Here is a 15,383-nt window from a genome sequence, read left to right on the forward strand (position 1 = left end):
GCAACTCGCGTTTGGGTGCCGGTTGCCAGTTGCCCACAGATCAGCGCAGCACCAAGCTGCGTGCGTCCTTGGCGCGGGTGGAAGTCGGTTTGTCGCAGGCGGGTCCGTTAGACCTTGCGCACATCGACAGGGATGTCTCATTATGACTACTACGCAGGCTTTACGGATCACACTGGCACTCTCTGCCTTCGGCATGGCGTCGGCGTGCGCGCCTTTGCCACCTGCTAGGGCCGATTTGTATGGTACCGCCGCTGCCGTCGAGACGGCGACTCGGTCGATCACGCTGCGGCCAGGTGCGCGATACGTTAATGTCACCTCTGGAGAAACCGTTGCTTTCCGGGGCGCCAACCGCACGGTGGCTTGGACCTTTATGACCACAAGTAGTGGACGATCGGCAGTTGCGCTGAACTTCCTTTTGCCGGATCTGCCGGAAGCCAAAGGCATCACGGCCATCATCGCGCCAAGCCCGCTCTATCGGGGCAGCTCATGACGTATTGGTTGCTTACTGGACGCTATGCCAGACGACCACTTCGACAGCCATCCCCCACGCCGCATCCGGACCAGTAGGCGGTGGAACGTCCGCCTTGGTCCGCTGACTTGGCGCTTGCAGACCCGAGGGGCACCGCCGGTCTAGCCATATCGCGACATACTGCGCAACGCGCAACGCATAGCCTTCAGTGCGCAAGTGCGTTTGCAGACCAGCCTAATGCAATTTATCGAGAGCATGCAAAAAGTCACTGCCCCGCGGCGTGATGTGCAGACGATCGCCGTAAGCCAATTTTTCCAGATGCACCAGCTGCCGCTCAATCAATGCCTCGATCGACGCGTGATCGAGGTCGGCGAGATTGGGGGCTGCGTCGTCGATCAGCATAAGGGTGGCCACTTCATGTGGTGTCAGCATCGTAGTCTCCAGGACCCCTAGAAGTGAATCGGCGGATGGTTCCGCTCTCGTGGCGACGCGTTTCAGCATTCATTCAATGACCGCCGTGCAGACACGTCAAGGTAAATCACCGGCGCTGGGTCTACCATATGGCAATGCTCGACTTTCCATAACGGCTATGAGACTCGTCTTTCACCGGCGAGGCCATCCAGACCAGCCCCTGCATGGCATGCGCTACTACTCGATCATTGGGGCGGCGCTGGTCGTGCTTGGGCTTTTGTATCTCTTCTGGACGACGTAAGGGGATTAGTGCGGCGCAGCGTTCGCCGATCTTCGCCCACGACGAGTCATCGGCGTAGCGGCACGCGTGTTCGAGCCGTTTCGACGGCGCGCGACCGCTGCTCGCATACAGCTGTGTGCCACGCGCGAGCGGGCAGGCAGGCAAGAGACAGAAATTACCAGGCCGATCCAAGCGCCTGAATACCAGCAAGCCGGCCGCTCAACGCGACATGTTCGTCAGCTGTGGCGTACACACCGCGACAGCTCGTGCAGGGTCACTGCAGCAGCCCAGGCTAGGCTCGAAACGGACGTAGGCGCCATCGCTGACCGAAGCGCCTGCTTGCGGTGTTTGCTTGGGTCGCTACTTCGGGCTCGCATACTGCGCGGTCGCTTCGCGCTGCGCTACTGCCATTTTCTCAGGCCAAGTGCTCTTGATGTACGCGAGCACGGCAATGATGTCGTCATCCGACATCGACTGGCCGAAGGCTGGCATGTCACTGACATAGCCTCTCGGCGCGGTCACGCCGGCAACGAGCCCGTTCTTGGTAATGGCAAACAGCACCGCGTCCGCATGGTGCCAGGTATGACCCGATGCATCATGCGGGGGCGCCGGCATCCGGCCATTTGCGAGCCGCTCGCGCCAGTTAGGCTGGCCTTCGAGCTTGACGCCATGGCACGACGCGCAGGCCTGTGCGTACAGCTGCCTGCCGCGACCGAGCTGCGCGGCATCCGTGGCATCGATGCGCAGTTGGCGCCCTTCCCTGAGCGTCTGCGGTCCACCGGAGGGTGGCTCCAGATAGCGTTTCGCCTTGAGCGCGACCCCGGTGGCCGCCGCGGCGGCCACCACCAACCCGCAGGCCACGATCCAGCGCGACTGAGTTGACTCTTCCATGTCCTTTGTCTGGCAGTTCTGAAGTTCTGGCAACGCTTACCCGCGCAGCCCCGCTGCAGTCCTAGTCTTTCGAGAATGGCTTGCCGCTAAAATCCACTGTCACAAGCTTTCCGTCCATCTGCCCCATGCCTGGCGAGTTTGCCGGCATGCCGGGCACTGCGACCCCTTTCAAGGTCGGCTTCGCAGCGAGCTTGCGCACCGCTGCTGCCGGCACGTGCCCCTCCACCACCTGCGCGCTGCCATCGATCACCGCGGTATGGCAGGAGCCGAACTGGGTCGGGACGCCGAGCCTGGCTTTGACCGCCGTCATGTCGGACGAATCAATGACCTTGGTCTGAATGCCGGCCTGGTTCACGTGTTTGACCCATTCTGCACAGCAGCCACAACTGGGATCCTTGTACACCGTTAGCGTCGGCGAGGCCGCTTGCGCGCCGGTGGCGGCCGCGAGCAAAGCGGCAGTGGCCAAGAAATACTTCATGGATTCTCCGAAAAACATCATGTCAATAGACAAGTCAGCACCGGTCGAGTGCCTCATCGCCAGCTTAAATCTCTGCCTGCCGCAGGCGTAGCGCATTGGAGATCACCGAGGCCGAGCTCAGGCTCATTGCCAACGCGGCAATCATAGGCGAAAGCAGCAAACCGGTGAACGGGTACAGCACCCCTGCCGCTAACGGTACCCCGAGCGCGTTATAGATAAACGCGAAGCCAAGGTTTTGTTTCATGTTGCGAATGGTTGCCTCGGATAGCTCGCGTGCGCGCGCAATGCCACGCAGGTCGCCTTTGACCAACGTCACCTGCGCACTGTTCATCGCCACATCGGTGCCGGTGCCCATGGCGATGCCCACATCCGACTTGGCCAGCGCCGGGGCATCATTGATGCCGTCACCGGCCATGGCGACCACCGCTCCGCTTTGCTGCAGTTGGCTCACCAGTTGAAGCTTGTCCGCGGGCTTCACTTCGCCGTGGAACTCCGCAATGTCCAGCCTTGCGGCCACCGCCTTTGCCGTGGCCACGCCGTCGCCGGTGGCCATGACCACGCGGATGCCTTCGGCCTTCAGGGCCGCCAGCGCCTCGGGCGTTGAGCCTTTGACGGGATCCGACACCGCAAGCAGGCCGGCCAGACGGCCATCGACGCCGAGATACATAACGCTCGCGCCTTGTGCGCGCAGCGTATCGGCTTGGGCGCGCAGCGCCTCGGTGTCGATGCCGTCGGCTTGCATCAGCGCCGTATTACCAATGGCGAGTGTCTTCCCACCGACCGTACCGCGCACACCGATGCCCGTGCTCGACTCAAAGTCCTGTGACTTCTCCAGCGCCAAGCCACGAATGCGGGCCGCCTTAACCAGCGCCGCGGCCAGCGGATGTTCGCTGCCCTGGTCCAGGCTCGCCGCCAGCCGCAGGACTTCGTCGTCGGCATAGCCATTGGCGCCAATTGCACGCTCGAAAGCCGGCCGCCCCTCGGTCAGGGTACCGGTCTTGTCGACGATCAGGGTGTCGACCTTGCGCAGGTTCTCGATCGCGGCGGCGTCGCGGAACAGCACGCCGTTGGTGGCGCCCTTGCCGCTGGCAACCATGATCGACATCGGCGTGGCCAGCCCCAATGCACAGGGACAGGCGATGATCAAGACCGCAACTGCATTGATCAGACCGAACACCCAGCTGGGCTGTGGACCGAACAGGCCCCAGGCAAAGAACGTCACCACGGCGACGCCGATGACGCCGAGCACGAACACGCCCGCGACCTTGTCGGCCATGCGTTGCATCGGCGCCTTTGAGCGTTGCGCCTGCGCCACCATCTGTACGATCTGGGAGAGCACTGTTTGTGCGCCAACCTTCTCCGATCGGATGATCAGGCTGCCTGAGGTATTCATGGTGGCGCCAATAACGGGGTCGCCCTCGCGCTTGGTGACCGGCATCGGTTCACCGGTGATCATGGATTCGTCCACCGAACTGCTGCCTTCGGTCACGATGCCGTCGACGGGCACCTTCTCCCCGGGCCTTACGCGCAACAAGTCGCCGACATGCACATGAGTGAGGGGCACATCCTCCTCGGCGCCATCGCGTCCGATGCGGCGCGCCGTCTTGGGCGCGAGCCCGAGCAACGATTTTATCGCTGCGGAGGTTTGGGATCGCGCCTTAAGTTCAAGCAGCTGGCCGAGCAGCGTCAACGAGATGATGACGGCGGCGGCCTCAAAGTACACGCCGATGCGGCCGTGGGCGGCAAAGGTCTGCGGGAACGCATCCGGTGCCACGGTTGCGACCACGCTATAGGCATAGGCCGCACCCGTGCCGAGACCGATCAGCGTCCACATATTGGGGCTGCGATGCAGAAACGACTGGATGCACCGCACGAAAAAGGGCCAACCCGCCCACAGCACCACCGGCGTCGACAGGACCAGTTCGACCCAGCTCTGCGTCGCCGCCTCCATCCACCCAAATCGATGCCCGAGCATGGCCAACACCGTGGTCACCACCGTCAATGGCAGCGTCCACCAAAAACGGTGCCGAAAATCCACCAGCTCCGGATTCTCGGTCTCGTCCAGGTCCGGCAACAGCGGCTCCAGCGCCATGCCGCATTTCGGACAGTTGCCGGGATGATCCTGCCGGATCTCGGGGTGCATCGGACAGGTGTAGATCGTGCCGGGAGGCCCCGATTCCGCATCCGGGGCGGCTGAAGGGGCCGCGGTAGGAGCTGCCGCAGCCGCGGCGTGCTTGGCCGGGTCCGCCTCGAACTTGCGCTGACACGATGCACTGCAAAAGTAATAGGGAATGCCAGCGTGTTCGCTGTGGAATGCCGAGCCGGCCGACACCACCATGCCACAAACTGGATCCTTGGCGGTGCCGACGCCCGACACTGGGCTGTCGTGCGGCGCACCGTGGCGATGGGAATGGTGCTGGTCAGCATGCGCGCCAGGACCGGGGCCTGTTGCCTTGTCAGGGTGGCCCGCTTTCGGTGGGTGGCGCTGGCTGCTGGGTTCATTCATGGAAGGCCTCCTGTTAGTCGTGGCGCTGTCCGTCCACTGAGTCGCCGCCCTCTTTCGACGGCGCGCTGCGCCCGTGGCCGCCATGGAATAGATGCATCAACGGGCACAATAACACTAGTGCAAACGGCAACCAGGAGGCAACCGCGCTCCAACGGGGCATCCCGAGCGCGATGGCGGCGAAGATTGCCAGGGCGGCGAGGACGATCCCCCAACGCAGCGACCAGCGAAACCGACGGACTTGGCCGGCGATGGCGCCGTGATGCGTCGATTGGGAATGACATGCTTTCATGACAGACTCCTTACTTGACCATGACGGGAAGCTGACCGGCAGTCAATCGCCGCGCCCAGCTTTCTTGTGATAACGGTAGAGCTTCCGATAATGGGAAGGTCAAGCCGGTTCGCGTCAACATTGCGCCAAGTCAAAAGGCCTCACGGTGATACACTGCCCGGCAAAAATGCACACCATGACCGACACCATCCGTATCCTCATTGAGCGCTGGAAGACCGATCCCGCCGGCGCCTATCAAACCTGGTTTCTTTGGCCGGAGCGGCTGAAGAATTTCCGCTCGATTCGGCGTGGCATCGGCGCGGTGGTCGACGAGATCCACGCCGGTACATTCGGCAACGCGTATCGGGGCTCATCGCTCGAGACCGTGGTGTCGTCAATCGCAGAGCAACGGCAGATTTTCAAAGGCGCGGATCACGCCTTTCTGTGGAAGCCAAAACTGCGCATTCCAGATATCTATGAGCATGCCGACAATCAGCGTGCCTTTGCCAGACTGCTCCATACCTGCAACTGCTGTGACACCGAATCCGAAGTCCTTGATGCGATTCGTCAGCTGAGCAGCCTCGGCATCAAGGGTCTCGGGCCGGCGGCGGCCAACCTGCTGTATTTCATTCATCCCACGCTGGTGATGCCGTTCAACACCGCAATTGTCAACGGCTATAACGCCCTGACCGGATCGGCGGTCAAGCTTGGCAAATGGGATCACTATCTGGCGATGCGCGAGGGGGTACTCACCCTGAATCAGCGTTATCGGGATTTGCTCTCCAATGACCTTGGCGCGATCGCGGGCCTACTGTTTGACATCGGCATGCAGCGCTATCCGCTGCCACCGCGGCAAGCGCAGGCCGACGATGTGGCCGTCTGGCAGCAGGAACTGGCCAAGGTGCGCGAGCAGGCTGCCGCGCTTGCCAGGCAGATTCAGCTGGGGCAGGCCGAAGACGCCACCCATACCGAAGTGCAGGGATGGCTGCGCGATCTCGGCAAGTCGCTCGGCTTTGCCGTTTGGATTGCCACCAACGACCGAAGTCGGCTGTACAAGGGCGAGCCCTTGAGCCAGGGCTGTCTCTCAACGTTGCCGCCGGCGCTGCTGGTGGCGGGAGGCGATACCGTTCCATGGATTGACACTGTCTGGCTAAATGCCACCACCCTCGAGGTCGAAGCCGCCTTTGAAGTCGAACATACCACCTCGATCTATTCCGGTATCGTGCGCTTGCTCGATCTGGCCCTCGGCTCCGACCCGTCCGCCCGCAAGCATCTTTTCCTGGTCGCGCCGGATGATCGCGAAGGCGACGTGCGCGCGCAATTGAGCCGCCCGGCCTTTAGCCGCGTCTCGGCACTCAATATCCGCTATGTCCCCTATTCCAGCCTGCGCGAGCATCGCGAAAGCATTGCGCGCTTTGGCAGTGGCTTAAAGCCGATCGAGGCCATCGCGAGACAGTTGTGAGTCCGGTCCTGGCGGTGGTCGGCGACGGCGCGGGCAAGCTTTCGGGCCCTGGTGCGGCGCGGCGCTGCCTAGCCGGACGTTGGCCCGCAGCCCCCGCGCGAGTAGCAAGCTGACCGCCCACGCCACCCAGAGGGTTGCGAGCGTGTGCGACAAGAAGTGCGCGCCCTGCGCCATGCGCGCCGCGCCAAGCGTGCCGCCCAGCAGCAGTCCGCCAGCCAGCCCAACCCACGCCCAGCGACGGCCGGCAGGACGCAATGCGATCCCCCAGACGACCCAGAGAAAGCCGGTAGCGGCGTGGCCGGCAGGAAAGCATTGTCCCGGCTTGACGTCTGCTGGCAGCGGATCCAGCAACCGCATATAGGGCAAGCTGCCGCCGAATTGAGCCATGTCCCAGGGACAGTGGCGTCCCGTCATGAGCTTCAGGAGCGTGACGCTCAACGGGATCACCACCATGCCCGCAGCGGCAAGCAACGCATTGCGACGCGGCAGCCAAGGCAGACGCCCCCGCCAGCCCCGCCAGCAGACACCCATGGCCGCGGCTACGGCGACGTAAGTGAGCCACTTCGCGCCCTTGTGGAGCACCGCTTCAAATAGCCAGTGCTGGCGCAACGGGAAGACCGTCCGACCGACATCGTAGAAACGGCCCTCGAGCCAGAGGTCGAGTTCGGTGCGCTGGAACACGTAGGCCAGCACCAACGCGGCCGATGCCAGCATCCACCATTGCTGGCGCAGCCAACGCTGACTGGCGGGCGTCTGAACCAACGGCATTTCTCTCATGGGGGCATTATCCGTTGCGGCAGCGTGCCGACAAATCCATGGTGGCATCCTGGGTCTGGGTACGGATATCCAGCAGGCCCAGGACTGTGGAGAATAGGTGGTCATGTGTGGCCGGTTCGTGCGCCCGCGCGCGCAGGCAGGAGACATCGAGCCGCATGCGCTGGGCGAATGAGTCTGAGAACCACATCACCATCGGTACCTCGGTCTGCTCCCGCGGAGCAATCGCGTAAGGCATGCCATGCAAGAACAGTCCGCGCTCTCCCAACGACTCGCCATGGTCTGATACATAGATCATGGCCGTGTCATAGCGCGCCTCGAGTTGTTCGAGCCAGTCGATGGTGCGTGCGAGCACATGATCGGTGTACAGCAATGCATTGTCGTACGCGTTGCGAATTTGCTCTGGGGTACAGCGCGAGAGATCATCGGTGTCGCAAGTCGGACCGAACTGCGCGAATTGGGCCGGATACCGCCGGTAGTACGCGGGACCATGATTGCCAAGTTGGTGCAGGACCACGACCAAGCTGCCAGGTAGCTGGTGCCGCAAAGCTTCCGCCCCGGCTAACAACACTTCATCCAGGCAGCGGTCGCGATCGCATAATGCCGACATAGCCTGAGGATCCGGCTGCCACGTGGGCAGGCCTGCGCAGACGCCTTTGCATCCTGATTGATTGTCTGCCCACCCCACCTTCATTCCCGCTCGTCCGATGACGTGTAGCAAAGACTCGCTGGCCTTGATGGCATCTTCGTCGTAATTGCGCCGTCCCTGGGGCGAGAACATACAGGGCAACGAGACCTCGGTATTGGTGCCGCAACTGGTGACTTGAGCGAAATTGATCACAGCGCGCTGCGCCAGCTTCGGCGTCGTGTCATGGGGCGACCTGCCACTGAGCCCCCAGTCCGCCGCTCGTGCGGTTTCTCCCACGACCACGACGAAGAGCAGGGGCTTGTTGTGCTCGCTCCAGCTAGCGCCGAGCCGGGCGTCGGTGCCAACCGGCTGGCGCGGCCGGTTCGCGGTACTGGCATCGCGTGCCAGCGCCCCGGTGAAGGCGTACACCACATTGACCGGCGCGAGCAGATAGCGGATCTCTTTATGATTGCGCATCTGGGCTGCGAAGTCCTTAAACACCAAGGACAGCGTCCCCACGCCGGCAACAATCGCCACCAAAATCGCGACCAGGCGCAGGCCGACGCTTCGTGTCAGTGCGCGCTGGCGCAGCGTCACCCAGGGCAACAACAACAATGGTGGTAGTGCCAAGAGCGCGATGCTGCCCATCATACGCAGCGTTAGCAACTCGCGAGCTTCCGCCACGTCGGTGCGCAGCACATTGCGGGCCATGCTGGGGTCAAGGTAGATGCCGTATTGACCCATGAAATAGCTGGCACCGGCGGCCACTACGACCAAAATTGTCAGCAACGGTTTGGCCGTCCAGCGGTTTATGAACGGCGCCAGCAGCACAAAATGCGCCGTGACCAGCGCGGTGCCCACTGCCACGCCGTAGCCCAGATCACGGAGCCCGCTCAACGTCCGTTCGGCAAATAGCGCCCGCCAGAACGGACCGTTCAGGACGAGAACAAAGTATAGGCAGAAGCCGAGTAGCAAGGTCTCGACGCCGACCTCCAGACGCCAGGCGCGACCCACCCAATTTGCGCGCGCCCCGCTCGGTGGTGTGCCGGGCGAAGCCGGGTCACGGCGCGACCGGTTTAGATTCGGTTCCATCATTGGCGCATGGCGCGAAAGGCGGGACATTACCAGCCGCAGGCGTTGCAGTACGCAACGCTGTGTTGAGCCAGTGGTGGACAAAAAGAATCGCGCCGAAGGCGCGATGATCACTCGCTGGGCTGGGTGCGGTCCGACCGCTGCAGCCTATGCCGTCTGCCTGGATCAGGCCTGGTCCGACCCGAGCCGGCGCATCGGCAAGGCTGAATCTCGGCGCGTGCGCAAGCACGATAACGGGTATCGGGACAGTTTCCCCGATACCCGCCCCGCGTCAACGCACCGGCCCACCGAGCGGCCCATCGCCCCGACGAGTCGGCGCGTTGCCGAGATTTAGGCGCCGTCGCTGAACGTGTCGCGAGGGCCTACGGCGTGGCTACCGTCGGTGAACGGGTCCCGCGTGCCCATGGCGTGACTGCCATCGGTGAACGGATCGCGCGTGCCCATGGCATGCGCTCCATCGGTAAAGGTATCGCGCGGCGAATTGACGCCAGCGTTCGCGATGCCCGCGACGCCACCAAGGGTTGCCACGGTCAATGCCACCAAGGCAGTCTTCTTCAATGTACGCATTCTATTTCTCCTTGTTTCGATAGTGGCTCAGTGAGCCTGCATTTGCAGTGTAGAAAGATGTACCCCACCAGGGCCTGACGACAAAATTACAAATGTGTCATGTTGTCACTCCTGGCAAACCGGCCATTCTTAGCCACCGGTAAAGAGCTTGCTGCGCTCGATATAGACGCGCACGCCTTGGGCGTTGGGCATTGCCGGGAACAGGACGCCAAGATCCACGGATTTTCCTTGAACAAATTCGGCGAACGTCCAGGTGGCCTCCTGCGCGCCGCTGCGGAAGGTAACGGTGTCGCCGGAGGCCACATTGACAGACTTCAGGCCGGGAGCGAGCGTCACCGCGCGTGCGGCCGTGTTCGCCGGCGCCAGGCTACCGAAGAGCGTCGCCTGCGGCCCCAATGGGGTAGCAGCCTGCGCCGTAGCCATTGCGCTGGGCACTGTGAGCGATGCCGATGAGCTGGTTTGGTCGGCGGCTTGCCGCCGCACGTGCTCCGCCCAGTTGTCGCCCGCATTGGTTCTGGTCTGGTCCGCACTCCACGCCGGTGAACTGGATAGGACGGAAACGGCCGCCAGCGCCAATGCGGTCAAAGCGGTCTTCTTGGTGTTCATGATGCGCTCCATAACGTTTCGAGGCGTAACCTCTTAAGTGTCATGGTAGGCAACCGGCACTCACGCGGACGTTACTCGCGAATTACATCCCCGTAAGCTTTCCCGCATCCATCTGCGCCGCAGAAATGGGTACGTCGGCGAGGCTAACGACCTGGATTGTCAGGCGCGAGGGCCGCGCCTGCGACGCTGCCCTGACGGCCGCGCGAGCCAAGGCATTTCGGAAGAACCCAAGCCGACGCGTCCGCTCTTGCGCCACAGACGAGCCTGGCGAACGCTTGAGACGCGGCCCGCGGCGTCCTCGTCATTGACGTTAAACGCCGCGATGGGCCCACGCGTGACTGCGTCCTCTACAAAGTCCAGCCCTTCTTCCTGGCCACCAGCAGCAGCGAGCCGCCTGCCGGGAAACGCAAACCGGCCCGTATTAGGTTGTGCTCGAGGGTGCAAACACCCCCGAGCATGCCGTTCATGGCCGCCCCAATGCGAAACCCGTCGTCCATGGCATCGCCGGGCGGCTTGGCGCGCTGCCACACCCGGGAGATGGCCATCGCAGGCAGCAGCAGCGTCATGAAGGAGGTGACGTCCACGATTTCGAACCCGGCCGCCTCCACTTTCTTCACCAGTTCTTGGCGCGTATAGCGCCGCTTATGCTTGGCCGCATCGTCCATATGGCTCCACAGCGACGGATGCTGGGGCACTGTCAATACGATTCCCCCATCATTCCTGCAGGCCCGGTACATCTCCGCCAATACTTGGGCGTCGTCGTCGACGTGTTCGATGACGTCAAACGCCCCCAGGACATCGAAGGCTTGGGCAAAGGGAATGGCACGGGCATCCATTTGCAACAACTGAGCTTTGCATTTGCGCTGTCCCTGCATCAGGGCGCGCAACGATGCCTCGCCGCCGACCAAGCGTGCACGCGGGAAGCGGGCCTGGATCGCGCGCAGGTTCTCCGCGGTCCCGCAACCGACGTCCATGAACGAGCGCAAGGCCGGAAAGTAGCGCTGCAGCGCGTCCAGGATCAGTTTGCGGCGATAGACGAACCAGAAGTGCGTCGCTTCGAGCTTCTCGTACTCGACAAAGAGCGGTTCGTGAAAGCCATCATGGTCGACCATCATGGCGGGTGCCAGGCAGAGCACGCCGGCCAGAACACGGGGCTGCCAACCGCACGCGGTGCACGCCCACACGTCAATTTTGAGCGGGGCCTTACATTGATTACAGATGCGCATCGCTGTCTCCAATATGTGCGCGGGCGACCGCCAGGCGACAATCGCACGCCGCACCATAATTGCCCTACCTTGCTCTCGCACAGGGACGAGCGCAGGCAGGCTTGTTTCGTCTTCGGTCAGGCCGAAGGACGAGATCTAGGAAGGTGGAGGTAGCCAGCCCAGGAGTTGCTTGGGCGGCGTCAGAGATGATGGGAAGGCGGGCGCAGCAGCGTTTCAGGCGTTGTGCTGGCAAATATCCACTGCAGAGACGCCGGTAGCATGCTGTTCATGGACAATGCTTGGGTCCCCGAGAAGGCAAAGATGGCAAGTGTCGAGGCGGCCGAGCAGGCAGAACACGCATGACAACCGCGCCCCTTGCCGCGCTCTTTGCTTGCCGGACAGTGATGCGACCTCGGATCGCAGTGTGCGTCGGCCTGGTCGGCGCTCGCCTCGTCAGCGACGTCGATGGTGGCAACGATGGCGAAGAGACCGGCGCCCTGCCGCAACTCGGTCAGCTCGCCGCACGAAAGAGTAGCCGCTGCGCCAACGTTCTGAATCGGCAATGCCAATACAACGAGCCAAAGCGATAGGTGGCGCAACAGCCTTCTCATCCGGCGGCATCAAGCATCAATTGAGTCGAGAGTCTATACGAGCCGCCTGTCAGTAGAATGACGTGGACATGACAGACGCGGCGCTTCCCCTGACTTTTTCCAACGGACGCCGGCGTCACGGTAACGAAGGAAGCCTAGAAGCGATGCCTCTGATGAAAGCATCCGTATCATGCGGGAGTCCCCCGCTCCGGCCGGTGTCGGCACGCCAGCGGGCAATCAATAACAGGCGAGTGCGTCAGTGGTCGCGTGAACCGTGAGGGGCATTGTGCCGGCGGCGCTCAGGCTCACGTCGCCCATGTTCGATGCCGTGGCGCGGCTGGCGATGCGACTCGCGCAGCGCAGTGCCATGCCCGTACGAGGGCTGGGCATCATGTACCACCGCAACCGCGGGCACGACGTGCACAGCGGCAGGCGCCGGCCGTGACGGGTAGAGGCCGGCCCGACCATAGCCATCTTGCGTGTAGCCATGCGTCTGCGCATTGGCGTAACTGAACCCGATGACCAGCGCGGTGCCGACTAGGATGGGAAGCTTTTTCATGTTTTCTCCTTTGCGTGCGTAGAGGGTGGGAGCATACGACTTCTGCATTGCCGGCAGTGTTCGCGTTTCCCTACAAATGTGAGCGGTTGTAACGGTATTACCCCAGCAATGACGCGCGAGTCGAACTCGATGAGTGCCGCGTAATGGTTGGGTAATGATGGCGGCAATTTCCAAACGGGAACGCTTGCTGCCATTCCCGCCGGCCAAGACAACACAGAAAAAATTCCTGCACGTAATGGTCGCGTAATATTGGCGGGTCGTGAATGTCGCAATCCCCTGCCGATGAACATCACTAGGACGAAAGCCCAACCGAACATGGATGCCCAGCATGTAATGGTTGGGTCATTGCATAGCAATGTGAAGTAAGGTCGCTGAAAGATGGCACGCTGCGGGGCCCTTCTGCAAAGGCAGATCTTGGTGCAAAAGCAATCAGAACCTAGATTCACGATAACGGCATTGCCGTTTGCACACCGCTTCGCTGGCTTCCCGGTCGTGTCGCGCCCTGAACCACCGCAACGGACTCTCGTCATCTAGGGCAAAGGAGAAATCATGCGTGTCTTATTACTCATTACCGTCATGTTGGCCGGGTGCGCGACCGTCGCAGAACGTACCGCGCACGCCGAGCGCGATATGGAGACCTCATTACGCGTTGAGGGCCCCGCTTGCGAAAAGCTCGGCTATCAGAAAGACTCGGATCCGTGGCGTGACTGCGTGTTACGCCTCAGTGCCGGAAGTGGACCGTGTATGCATCGACGGTTTTGAAACGCATGCCCCGCGTATGGCGGGGCAATTCGCGGCGAGTTCGTTCTCTACACCCGACGCCTAGCGGCTGCGGATGGGTGGCGCTTACCGGTCGTTTTCAATCGAAGCGCGACGCCAGCCTGCGCACTGCTTGACCTTACCCCCGTGGGAAGGTCCATAGTGCAAATGAGGACGGCATCGCGGCGATCACGCCTTGGCCGTACCACGCATCCAGCGGGGAAAGCATGACGACTGCAACGCCAACGTTATTTGATGACGTGTTCGCTGCGTTCCGTCTGGCCTGCGCACAGCAGCAGTACAGCGTGGCCGAGCACCTGCTGGCTGCCCTGGAACAATTGGCCGGCGACAACCATCGCATGCTCGACGAGGTCTACCTGTCGTTCGCGTCGACCTGCCCTGCAGGCAACGCGCTGTCGGACTCAACCGTGCCGCGCGCAAGATGAAGTTCTATACTCAATATGGTTCCCGCGACGGCGCTACCGCACGTCGGCTCGGAGAGGTTCAATGCGTAAGCCTATGAATCGCCTTTGGCGTCTCGTCGTGCTCCTGACCCTGGCGCTGGCTTTGCCTCTACGAGCTCAGGCCGGACCGTTGGACAGCTGCTGTATCGCTGGCATCGCTCAAATGCCAGCACACGGACCTGCTCAAGCGGCGCAAGCCAGTGTCGAGGCCGGCAGTCCCCATGACTGCGTCAGTCAATTCGGTTGCGCCGGTGACCGACATGTCAGCGGCCCGTCTCGTCTTCCCTGCACGATTTCCGCTTGTGCAATCCTCGCGGGCACGCCGTTGGCCACCGCCGCCCCCACGGATGCATGGACCAGCGTGTTGGTCGCGCATCCGGAGTTCGCATATCGCTCCGTCGTTCCGCCTCGCCTCGAGCGCCCGCCCAAACGGTTCTGTCTGTAGGGCGGTCCCGCACGGCAGGGTGCCGCGCTTGGTGCCATCGCACCAACGTGCTCCTGTCTGATTTCGACATTTGCAGTGTCGCCTGCCGCTCGCTGGTGAGTTTAAGCGGCGCGCTGCATACCCAGAACGAGGAACATCATGAAATTCTTTTTTCACGCGCTAGGGGGCGCCGTCGCCCTTGGGCTCTCGCTGTCAGCAGTCGCAGGTCCGGACTGGTATGTGATCGAAAAGGCTCGCAACGCCAAGCGGGCTGAGGCGCAACAATTGAAGGCGCAGCAGGCAGAGGACCACACCGCGATGAGGCGTGACCATGCCGCCATGATGCAAAAGTGCCGCGAAATGATGGGTCAGCCCAAGTAACCGGCTTCTCCGATGCGCTGCGTTGGCGTGGCGCATCGGAGCGCCTCGATTGGGCGATGCCACAAGTGGGTCGCATTTGATCTGCGGCAAACGGCCGCGAGGGCAAAGTGCCGAAAGCGGCCAAACGCTGCTACCATTTGGCTCAAACCGAGTTTCCCACGTGCGTATCCGCTTTCGCCGGCTTTGCCTTGCCGCCTTCCTGCTGAGTACCTTCCTGACAGTTCAGCTGGCAGCGGCGGCCTACGCCTGCGCGGGCAGCCGGTATTCGATGGACGGTATGACGGACATGGCCGGTATGACCGAGTCCTGTCCCGACATGACGCAGAAGGCCGAAGCGCCGGCTGCCCATGACGGCTTGTGCCTGGAGCACTGCCAGCTTGGCTCCAAATCGGCCGACCACCCCAGCCCGCAGATTCCAGCGTTCCAGCCCGTGCTCGTCAATCTGGTTGAGCCGGCGTTGGTGCCGGTAGTCGTCAGCCAGCGAGCCGCCTACGCCGACGCGGTGCCACGCGGGCCCCCTCGCCCGCTGCCCATCCTCCACTGCTGTTTCCGAAACTAGCCTCCGCAGC

The 15,383-nt window shown here is 62.4% G+C and carries 17 protein-coding genes; 5 read left to right on the forward strand and 12 right to left on the reverse strand.

The window, feature by feature from the left end; genetic code table 11:
• Positions 1-193: 193 nt before the first annotated feature.
• Positions 194-490: a CzcE family metal-binding protein gene (locus LPA45_RS20220; protein WP_257733711.1), complete on the forward strand. Its 297-nt coding sequence runs from the start codon at positions 194-196 to the stop codon at positions 488-490.
• 213 nt (positions 491-703) lie between these two features.
• Here the strand turns inward: LPA45_RS20220 and LPA45_RS20225 are convergent, their stop codons facing one another.
• The 5 genes from LPA45_RS20225 to LPA45_RS20245 form a co-directional block, all read right to left on the reverse strand.
• The gene (locus LPA45_RS20225; protein ID WP_062799402.1) at positions 704-901 is read right to left on the reverse strand and encodes a hypothetical protein; all 198 of its coding nucleotides are present in this window, start codon (positions 899-901) and stop codon (positions 704-706) included.
• Between the two features lie 619 nt (positions 902-1,520).
• A complete protein-coding gene (locus tag LPA45_RS20230) occupies positions 1,521-2,051 on the reverse strand; it encodes a cytochrome c (RefSeq protein ID WP_062799403.1) in 531 nt (176 codons plus the stop codon).
• Between the two features lie 61 nt (positions 2,052-2,112).
• Positions 2,113-2,529: a DUF411 domain-containing protein gene (locus LPA45_RS20235; RefSeq protein ID WP_053823085.1), complete on the reverse strand. Its 417-nt coding sequence runs from the start codon at positions 2,527-2,529 to the stop codon at positions 2,113-2,115.
• A gap of 64 nt (positions 2,530-2,593) precedes the next feature.
• Positions 2,594-5,035, reverse strand: coding sequence for a heavy metal translocating P-type ATPase (locus LPA45_RS20240; RefSeq protein WP_082818928.1), 2,442 nt, complete (start codon positions 5,033-5,035; stop codon positions 2,594-2,596).
• 13 nt (positions 5,036-5,048) lie between these two features.
• Positions 5,049-5,324 carry a DUF2933 domain-containing protein gene (locus LPA45_RS20245; protein ID WP_062799407.1) on the reverse strand — a complete coding sequence of 92 codons (276 nt, stop codon included), beginning with the start codon at positions 5,322-5,324 and terminating at the stop codon, positions 5,049-5,051.
• A gap of 175 nt (positions 5,325-5,499) precedes the next feature.
• Between LPA45_RS20245 and LPA45_RS20250 the strand changes: the two genes are divergently transcribed.
• Positions 5,500-6,765 (forward strand): type II restriction endonuclease, encoded by a 1,266-nt coding sequence (locus LPA45_RS20250; protein WP_367395101.1) that lies wholly within the window; start codon positions 5,500-5,502, stop codon positions 6,763-6,765.
• Here the strand turns inward: LPA45_RS20250 and LPA45_RS20255 are convergent.
• The 7 genes from LPA45_RS20255 to LPA45_RS20285 all read right to left on the reverse strand — a co-directional run bounded on the left by LPA45_RS20255 (position 6,730) and on the right by LPA45_RS20285 (position 12,786).
• Positions 6,730-7,542 (reverse strand): phosphatase PAP2 family protein, encoded by an 813-nt coding sequence (locus LPA45_RS20255; RefSeq protein ID WP_082818929.1) that lies wholly within the window; start codon positions 7,540-7,542, stop codon positions 6,730-6,732. The genes LPA45_RS20250 and LPA45_RS20255 overlap by 36 nt on opposite strands.
• Before the next feature lie 7 nt (positions 7,543-7,549).
• Entirely contained in the window at positions 7,550-9,373 is a 1,824-nt protein-coding gene (locus LPA45_RS20260) for a phosphoethanolamine transferase (protein WP_231909554.1), read from the reverse strand.
• A gap of 216 nt (positions 9,374-9,589) precedes the next feature.
• Complete coding sequence (locus tag LPA45_RS20265) at positions 9,590-9,826, reverse strand: hypothetical protein (protein WP_062799411.1); 237 nt, start codon at positions 9,824-9,826, stop codon at positions 9,590-9,592.
• 129 nt (positions 9,827-9,955) lie between these two features.
• On the reverse strand, positions 9,956-10,432 hold the full coding sequence (locus tag LPA45_RS20270) for a CzcE family metal-binding protein (RefSeq protein ID WP_082819047.1): 477 nt from the start codon (positions 10,430-10,432) through the stop codon (positions 9,956-9,958).
• A gap of 347 nt (positions 10,433-10,779) precedes the next feature.
• A complete protein-coding gene (locus tag LPA45_RS20275) occupies positions 10,780-11,547 on the reverse strand; it encodes a bifunctional 2-polyprenyl-6-hydroxyphenol methylase/3-demethylubiquinol 3-O-methyltransferase UbiG (RefSeq protein WP_231909555.1) in 768 nt (255 codons plus the stop codon).
• A 290-nt stretch (positions 11,548-11,837) separates the two neighbouring features.
• The gene (locus LPA45_RS20280) at positions 11,838-12,236 is read right to left on the reverse strand and encodes a hypothetical protein (protein WP_062799417.1); all 399 of its coding nucleotides are present in this window, start codon (positions 12,234-12,236) and stop codon (positions 11,838-11,840) included.
• Between the two features lie 247 nt (positions 12,237-12,483).
• Positions 12,484-12,786, reverse strand: a complete 303-nt coding sequence (locus tag LPA45_RS20285) for a hypothetical protein (RefSeq protein ID WP_116322061.1) — start codon at positions 12,784-12,786, stop codon at positions 12,484-12,486.
• Between the two features lie 986 nt (positions 12,787-13,772).
• Between LPA45_RS20285 and LPA45_RS20290 the strand changes: the two genes are divergently transcribed.
• The 3 genes from LPA45_RS20290 to LPA45_RS20300 all read left to right on the forward strand — a co-directional run bounded on the left by LPA45_RS20290 (position 13,773) and on the right by LPA45_RS20300 (position 15,373).
• Positions 13,773-13,991, forward strand: a complete 219-nt coding sequence (locus tag LPA45_RS20290) for a hypothetical protein (RefSeq protein ID WP_145987315.1) — start codon at positions 13,773-13,775, stop codon at positions 13,989-13,991.
• Between the two features lie 601 nt (positions 13,992-14,592).
• On the forward strand, positions 14,593-14,814 hold the full coding sequence (locus LPA45_RS20295; RefSeq protein ID WP_062799422.1) for a hypothetical protein: 222 nt from the start codon (positions 14,593-14,595) through the stop codon (positions 14,812-14,814).
• A 160-nt stretch (positions 14,815-14,974) separates the two neighbouring features.
• Complete coding sequence (locus tag LPA45_RS20300; protein ID WP_062799425.1) at positions 14,975-15,373, forward strand: hypothetical protein; 399 nt, start codon at positions 14,975-14,977, stop codon at positions 15,371-15,373.
• The last annotated feature ends 10 nt before the right edge of the window (positions 15,374-15,383 follow it).

The organism is Cupriavidus sp. Agwp_2 (genome assembly GCF_040784895.1).
Classification (GTDB): Bacteria; Pseudomonadota; Gammaproteobacteria; order Burkholderiales; family Burkholderiaceae; genus Cupriavidus.